Annotated in this window: 8 protein-coding genes; 1 reads left to right on the top strand and 7 read right to left on the bottom strand. The window is 38.3% G+C overall.

Annotated features, from left to right (window positions below):
* Positions 1-628 (top strand): IS66 family transposase (locus BLR54_RS10325; protein ID WP_143008430.1); only part of this gene is annotated, 628 nt, incomplete at its 5' end.
* Positions 629-683: 55 nt separating this feature from the next.
* Here BLR54_RS10325 and BLR54_RS10320 read toward each other — a convergent pair.
* From BLR54_RS10320 to BLR54_RS10290, 7 genes are all read right to left on the bottom strand, one after another.
* Positions 684-3,182: a hypothetical protein gene (locus BLR54_RS10320; RefSeq protein WP_090420621.1), complete on the bottom strand. Its 2,499-nt coding sequence runs from the start codon at positions 3,180-3,182 to the stop codon at positions 684-686.
* Between the two features lie 199 nt (positions 3,183-3,381).
* The gene (locus tag BLR54_RS10315) at positions 3,382-3,849 is read right to left on the bottom strand and encodes a Fur family transcriptional regulator (protein WP_090420618.1); all 468 of its coding nucleotides are present in this window, start codon (positions 3,847-3,849) and stop codon (positions 3,382-3,384) included.
* A gap of 1 nt (position 3,850) precedes the next feature.
* On the bottom strand, positions 3,851-4,231 hold the full coding sequence (locus tag BLR54_RS10310) for a metal-dependent transcriptional regulator (RefSeq protein ID WP_090420616.1): 381 nt from the start codon (positions 4,229-4,231) through the stop codon (positions 3,851-3,853).
* Positions 4,232-4,442: 211 nt separating this feature from the next.
* Positions 4,443-5,078 (bottom strand): DnaJ domain-containing protein, encoded by a 636-nt coding sequence (locus BLR54_RS10305; RefSeq protein ID WP_090420613.1) that lies wholly within the window; start codon positions 5,076-5,078, stop codon positions 4,443-4,445.
* The gene (locus BLR54_RS10300) at positions 5,075-5,974 is read right to left on the bottom strand and encodes a DUF5685 family protein (RefSeq protein ID WP_176761922.1); all 900 of its coding nucleotides are present in this window, start codon (positions 5,972-5,974) and stop codon (positions 5,075-5,077) included. Before BLR54_RS10300 ends, BLR54_RS10305 begins: the two co-directional genes overlap by 4 nt.
* A 2-nt stretch (positions 5,975-5,976) precedes the next feature.
* Entirely contained in the window at positions 5,977-6,414 is a 438-nt protein-coding gene (locus tag BLR54_RS10295) for a hypothetical protein (protein ID WP_090420610.1), read from the bottom strand.
* 135 nt (positions 6,415-6,549) lie between these two features.
* On the bottom strand, positions 6,550-7,359 hold the full coding sequence (locus BLR54_RS10290; protein WP_090420607.1) for an N-acetylmuramoyl-L-alanine amidase family protein: 810 nt from the start codon (positions 7,357-7,359) through the stop codon (positions 6,550-6,552).

Here is a 7,359-nt window from a genome sequence, read left to right as displayed (position 1 = left end):
TAAAGGGTACAACAAAGTACCCGAAGCTAACCGATGTGCTTGTTGGGCACACATCAGAAGGTATTGGCTAAAAGCTATACCTAAGGGGCGCGAGGCTGACTACACTCATCCTGCTGTGCAAGGACTTCTATACTGCGATAAGCTGTTTGGATACGAAAGACTCTATAAAGAAAAGGGACTTTCAATCAAACAAACCTATAAGCGTCGTCTAAAGGATCAAGAGCCTGTGATAGATGCCTTTTTGTCGTGGCTTGATGGACTTACACCTAAAACTGGTGATAGCATAATTAAAGCAATTAACTACACCAATGGATGCCGACCATACTTAAAGAACTATCTCAAGGACGGTGCTTGCAGTTTAAGTAACAATCTAAGCGAGAACGCTGTTCGTCCTATAGTAATGGGGCGTAAGAACTGGCTTTTTAGTGATACTCAGGATGGTGCTAACGCCAGCATGGTTATCTACTCACTTATTGAAACAGCAAAAGCTAATGACATTGATCCTGAAAAATATCTCGAATACCTTCTTGAGAATCGTCTGAGTGCTGATATGTCAGACGAAGAACTTGAGAAGCTAGCTCCTTGGAGTAAAGCTACTCGTAAATCATGCGCTATAACATTGGAGTAAAATGCTCCATATGTTTAATGAGTCTGGCATCCGAAAGGATGCCATTTGTTTTGCCCTAACGGGTGAACATTAAGCGCTTACTTTTAATATAATCATTACCGGCTTCATATCGATTATAATAATCCCCAATGTCCCTAAAATATACACTTGCATATTCGTGTACATTTTTGAATCCTGGCACTGCATACCCAAGTGCAATAAGAGAGTCTATTTTAGAATCACCATCACTATCAGTAAGAATGTCCACACCGAGCTTCATAACACTGGCTATTGTGGGATTATAAACTTCTACTATGCTTACAGGTAAGTTAAATATCGAAGTCATATAATCACGTAACGCCTTCCTTTTAACTGCTTTTTTTTGTGATTTTACTATTTCTCTGACAGCATCTAATTCATTCGTTTCATCTAAAATTACCTCATCCTTTATATGGCTATCAAACAACATACTATACGCGCCATACATAGAATTTTTTACTGGTTTTATATAGTAATCTAGTAGAATTTTATCTTTCCTATTAAAATTAAATTTATCCCTATCATTATTATCAAATCCTACAGTAATTGAACTAATCTTATAATTAGAATATAGCCTATATAATTTTACCCATAATACTTCATTATGATTTGCGATCTCCATGTTTCTCGCTAACCTTCTAGCCATCCAAGTGCTCTCTTTGACTTTATTAAGATCATTGTCCCAAGCCATCTTAATATAACTATTTGCGACAAAAATACTACCTATCAGTATTGCTTCTGCATATCCTTTCGCATAATCCGGATTCGTGTTAAACGCGGCATTTACAAATGCTAGATATTCTTTATATCCACTGCCTCTGTAATTATCATTAGCAAGTGCAACCATATGATTTCCTAATAATATTTTTGCATTATAACTGATATTGTTTGGATCAATTGTAAATACATCAGAATAACTTCCATTTGATTTAAATATATTTTCATATAATTGCAAATCTGCAGAATTCTGAGCAGTCAAATATAACGCTACCAATGATGCTTGTTTTTCATTTCTGGGTAGCTTTTTATCACTATTTATTACATCAAAAATACTGTACTCATGTGCAAACCATTCAGGATGATTTTTATCAGCGGATTTAACATAACGAGTGGTTCTCTCTTCCGTGAGGTGCATCCATAAATCTTGAGCCTTATCTTCCTTGCCATTTTTATACCCAAAAACAACGGCTGGTCCAATCATTTCAACAATTATTGAACTTTTTTTAGAATCATATCCAGGACAATTCTCGACTTTAACTTTCCCTAATTCAATCATATATTGCTTTGTCACATTATTTGAAATATATGACTTTACTTCATCTATTATATTAGAATTAAAAATTGTCTCATTTGAGCTTGGATTCGCATTTTTAAATTGCTCTAGAATGTTAGATACTCTACGTTCCTGCATCAAACATTTTCCTTCATCAAAATGACTATCTATAAATGCGATATCAACTTCTAATATTCGGGAAACTGCTTTCTTGGTGGTTACACTTGCATTCTGCCAATAGTCCTTGCTCTCTGCTAACCCGCTCAAATCTTTCCCATAAGTATCAAAAAGATTCTGAATCTCAGCATCTACCTTAGCATCCCCAGTAGCATAGTTTCTAATATCAACTTTATTCTCTTTTTTCTTGCTCTTGGTATCTGCTTTACCCTTAGCCTTAGTCTTGCTCTTTCCAGTACCATCAGCTCTAAGGGTAACGAACCCACTTCTGCTCTTCCCAACGCCACCATCCCTATAGCTCCAGAAAGAAGGAAATAGAATATCCCCCTGGCCGTATTTAGCTCTAAATCCTCTTCTAGAGAAAATCTCAATCCAAACCTTTGGAGCACGCTTTCTGACAGTACTCAAATCCTGCGTTGATATCATTCCATCGAAAATGCTTAGAGTATCTGCCTGTGATGGTTGAATGCCTAGCTCAATCATCAACTCCTGTGCTCTTTCTATCAAGCCACTTTCAGCCAGTTCACGACACACTGCATCATCATATTCTATAAAACGCTGCATACAGCTATAAATGTATCCAGCTTCATCATCCTCTCCACCACATAAATCAATAAGGGCGTTCTTGCATCCTGAAAAATCTGGTGTTCTAATATTTCCGTATTTGCTGTATTTTTGCTGGCACCTAGAGGCTATTTCCTCTAAGGAATCAAAAATATCTACCGTCTCAAAATACAGTTCCTTAAAATCATTATTTATCTTTTCTAAGCTATCATAATTTATTCTGAGGTCATAGGAATTATCCTCAAAATAAATTTCAAACATTCGAAGGCTATGCTCTGCAAACTCCATAGCATCCTTTTGAATTGCGATGATTTTATCTAAAAGAGGAATCTGCTCATTTGCCAATAAATCTTTAGCAACGTCTGCATCTTCACCCTGCCATGCATCTGTTGTTGCCATATCCATCAAACTAGCTCTGTGAATTTCAGCATACTTTTGATAGGTCTCGAAACTCTCAGCAATCTTATTAAAGAATTCTCTTGTAGCAACTGTGTTATAAAATTTACCATTATGTCTACCCATGTTGTCTCTCCTAGTAAATCATTCTGCAATTAAATTAGTTTCTCAAAAAATCTGTTCGTTATATAAAACTCCCCTTTTTGGCATAGCATTTGATATTATTACATATGCGACACACAAAATCAACAGTCGTATAATAAAAAAAGCTTGAACTGGAATCATATCCAATTCAAGCTTATATAGTCACTTTTTCTCTTTATATTTACATTGCAAGTCTTGTAATCTTGTGTTGCTTATCCACCTTTCCAGTAGCATGAAGCCCAGCTTCAAGAAGCTTTTGAAGCTCTGCTCTTTCAATAACCATTTTTGAATCGTCATCAAGGGTGATTACAACACGTGTCTCGCACTCCTGACAACTTCCATTACAGTTGCTGTCACAATCATCGTCAGGACAACGATGGTCGCAGGTGCTACAATCCACTTGATACATGTTCTTTCTATTAAGAACTCCGATTTCCTCTAGGGTGTTTACCATACGATAAACAGTGGCGGTACCGATATTCTTGTCAACCTTGATTGCCTCGCGGTAGATTTCCTTCACACAAGAAGGATCTGAATTCAAAATGATATCTAACACAACAAGACGTTGCTTTGTGATACGACAGCCAGCCTCTCGGAGCTGCTGCACGATTAATTCTCTTTGTTCTGCGCTACTTACTGCAATATCCATACTACTTTAAAATCTTTTCCTTTGCGTAATCCCTAACTGCCTTAAAGCTTTCCTTGCTGATAACATGCTCGATACGACATGCATCCTCGGAAGCAATCTCTTCATCCACACCTAGCTTCATCAAAATTGCTGTGATAAGCTCGTGACGTTCATATATCATCTCCGCAATTGCTTTGCCTTCGTCAGTAAGATATATGAAGCCAGCATCAGTAACAGTGATATGATTCTTCTCGCGAAGATTCTTCATTGCAATGCTGACAGATGATTTTTTAAAATTTAATTCATTAGCAATATCTACCGAACGAACTACAGGTAGCTTCTTGCTAAGGACCAATATTGTCTCTAAATAGTTTTCAGCTGATTCATTTACAAATGTTCTCATTTATCATAGCCCTCCATTTAATTAGTTTAATCTAACTTATATCATTTATCAAGTAAAAGTCGCGTAAATTCCCAACAAATAGTAAAAAAAGGACCTCCAGGTGGCTGAAGCCTGGAAGTTCTTTTTTTTCGTGCATGTCCTGCGGGAACATGCAGATATAGGGAGAAAATATATGAAATGGTCCGAATGACCTAGTTATAATCTAATAAATTTATATGAAACAACAAATATTGCACAGCAGATTCAAAATTATCATGCTGGCGCACCAGCGCATAATTCCAAAGTATGGTCGAGTGTATCCGTAAGAACGGCCTCGATATTCATACCAACCACTGCTAAAGTCAATGCTTTGCTGAAACTGTCTATATCTAAAATTGCTTGGCTCTAATGCAATCGCACGACTGATATATTCTCGTGCATCATTAACATTCCCCATTCCCTGTGATGCAACAGCAGCAAAGAAATACCACTGTCCATTTCTCATGGAATCATCAATTGAATTGAGAACATTTAAAGCCTGAGCAAACTGTCTGGCGTTAATGTAATTTGCAGCTGCCTGCATTTCCATAGAAGCCTGTGAATAAGAATAATCCTCCTGGTATCCGCCAGAAGATCCGCCGTAGCCATAACCAAATCCTCCAAAGGCTGAACCCCCATTCTGGCGTTCATCCATTATGCGATTGTAGGCTGCCTGAATCTCCTTAAACTTCTCTTCGGCTTGTTCCTTGTTTGGATTGTTTATATTTGCATCTGGGTGATACTTTCTGCTGAGGTTTCGGTAGGCTTTCTTTATTTCATCCTCTGAGGCACCTCTATCCACCCCTAGAACCCTATAAGGATCTGTCATTCATCTAACTCCTTAACCGGTACATCGTAAACTGATTTGTCAGCTTTGGATGATGCACTGTTTTCTTTTTTCTTACCCCGCAACTGCAAGTATTCATATCTAGTCCAAACACCAGAGTAGATTATATTTCTAAGTATGTTGACGTTATCAACTATTGGTAGTCTCTCAAAGGATTTAGCGCATTCTGCCATGAGAGATGTAAGATTGATTCTTACAAAGGTCTCAAACTCCTTTGGAGATTCATTTTTCATAAAAAGCAGCGGATTATAGCTTCCACGCCTTTCATCTTTTTTCAAATCATCATAGGCATCGATTATATAAATGAATTTGCCCATGTAATAGCCCATGCAGTGTAGGGTGTGTCCCCAATCGTCCTGCTTCCAATTGAAAAGCTCACCTAGCATTTCGCCGGTATAGCTGGAAACCTTATCAATGTTATCCTCGTGATTTGCCTCAGCAATGGATAGCTTCTTAATATACTGTTCCACCGCCCCAGTTTGTCTTGGATATTTAGCAGCAATCCTATCATAATCCTTTTTAAGGGAGCTGGCTGCCATACCAGAGATTTTTGAATTATCATCAGCATAATTGTCCATTAAGCTGTGATAAGAAAGGATAATATCCATGTGTGTCGCGTAGGTGATGGCCTCGCTTACAAATCCGTTTCTGGATTTGAAGGGATGAATGAGGCATCTGAAATCCTCTTTATTAATCTCTGGTTCATAAAGGCCTTGAAGCAGAATTGCAAGAAAGCATAAATCGTAGTTTAAAAGCATACGAGCTTTCTGGCCAGCATTCTTGCCTAGTTCTCTGCACAGTCCGCAATAAAAGGTTTGATATATTTGTTTGTCTTCTTTTGAGAGCTGCTCTCGGTTTACATTAATATAACCAAACAATGCTATACCTTCTTAATAAATACGGTGTGACATTTACTACATGTAACTTGGATTTTGCCACGGCCCTTTGGGGCACGAAGCTTTTGCTTGCAGCTAGGACATTTGAAGATGGCGTAAGTCTTACGCTGCTCCATGTCATATCTTAGCTTAGCAACTTTGTTCCTGATATTCGGAACAAGCTTTCCAAAGAATCGTCGAATAACAGCTGTTTTATGAAGGAACATCTGATTCTCGTTATATCGCTTTTGATAATTCTTTGAAAGCATTCTCCAAAGACTATATCCGAGGCAGGCCATTGAAAGCAGATACACAATATTAGAATGGGTAATCATTGTGAGAACCATAAGAACTAACGCGGCCCATGTAACTGTTCGGCCTAACGCATCCACACCAGTTCTTCCTACAAAAAATTGTGCCATTTTGTATCTGAAGTTGTTCATGGCATTCCTCCGAATTGCTTTGATAGAACATACGATAAGCGTTATTAAGGCCAAGGTCAACAGTTTGGGACGGTATTTAAGAAAAGTTTAAGATTTGATTTATAAAGATATAGAAAGAGCTGCGAAACTTAATAATCATTTCACAGCTCCAAAATATTCATCTATTCCGTTGGCAATTCCCTTTGCAATAAGATTTTGGTAATCATCAGTGTTAAGCTTGGATTCCTCTGTAGGATTTGACAGGTATCCAACCTCGATAACTATGTTTGGGACTGTGCACCAATTGATGCCAGTCATATCATCTGTTTCGATTACACCTCTGTTTTTACAGCCTGCTGTCGTTGACACCGAGTTTATGACACTGTCTGCAAGTAGACGGCTTTTGTCATAATTGTTAGCATACGGATTTTCGCTGGTCTGGCACAAGGCTGTTGCACCATTTACTGATTTTGAATCGCTACCGTCTGCATGAATTCTAATAAAGGCATCTGCCTTAGCCTCGTTTGCAATGGCAGCTCGTTGGCTGTTACTTAGGTTCACATCATTTGATGTTCTTGTCATGATGACAGTATATCCTCTGGCTTCAAGCTCTGTCTGAAGCTTAAGAGCTATATCAAGGTTAAGCTGATACTCAGTAAGTCCGGTCTTCTTACCCATAGCACCACCATCCACCTTAGCTTTCTTTTTCTTTGCACCTGGGCCAACAGGCTCCTTGCTCATATCAGCTCGCCCCTGATGACCAGCATCAATGCAGACCACGCGCCCTTGGACCACTTCAATAACAGGCTCTTCATCCTGTGGAACTGTTAGCGCCACCGACTCATCTTGAAGAAGATAGGTTAAAGAATCATCATAAGTAGAAAGCGTAATTGTAGAAAAGAACAGGATAACAGCAATTAGGCATACTATTTTTTTGATTGCGTTAAACTTGTCTTTTCTATTCAT

Origin of the sequence: Pseudobutyrivibrio sp. YE44 (assembly GCF_900104335.1) — a bacterium.
Lineage (GTDB): Bacteria > Bacillota > Clostridia > Lachnospirales > Lachnospiraceae > Pseudobutyrivibrio.
The sequence above is the reverse complement of the archived record's forward strand: the minus strand, read 5'-3'. Positions and strand labels throughout refer to the sequence as shown.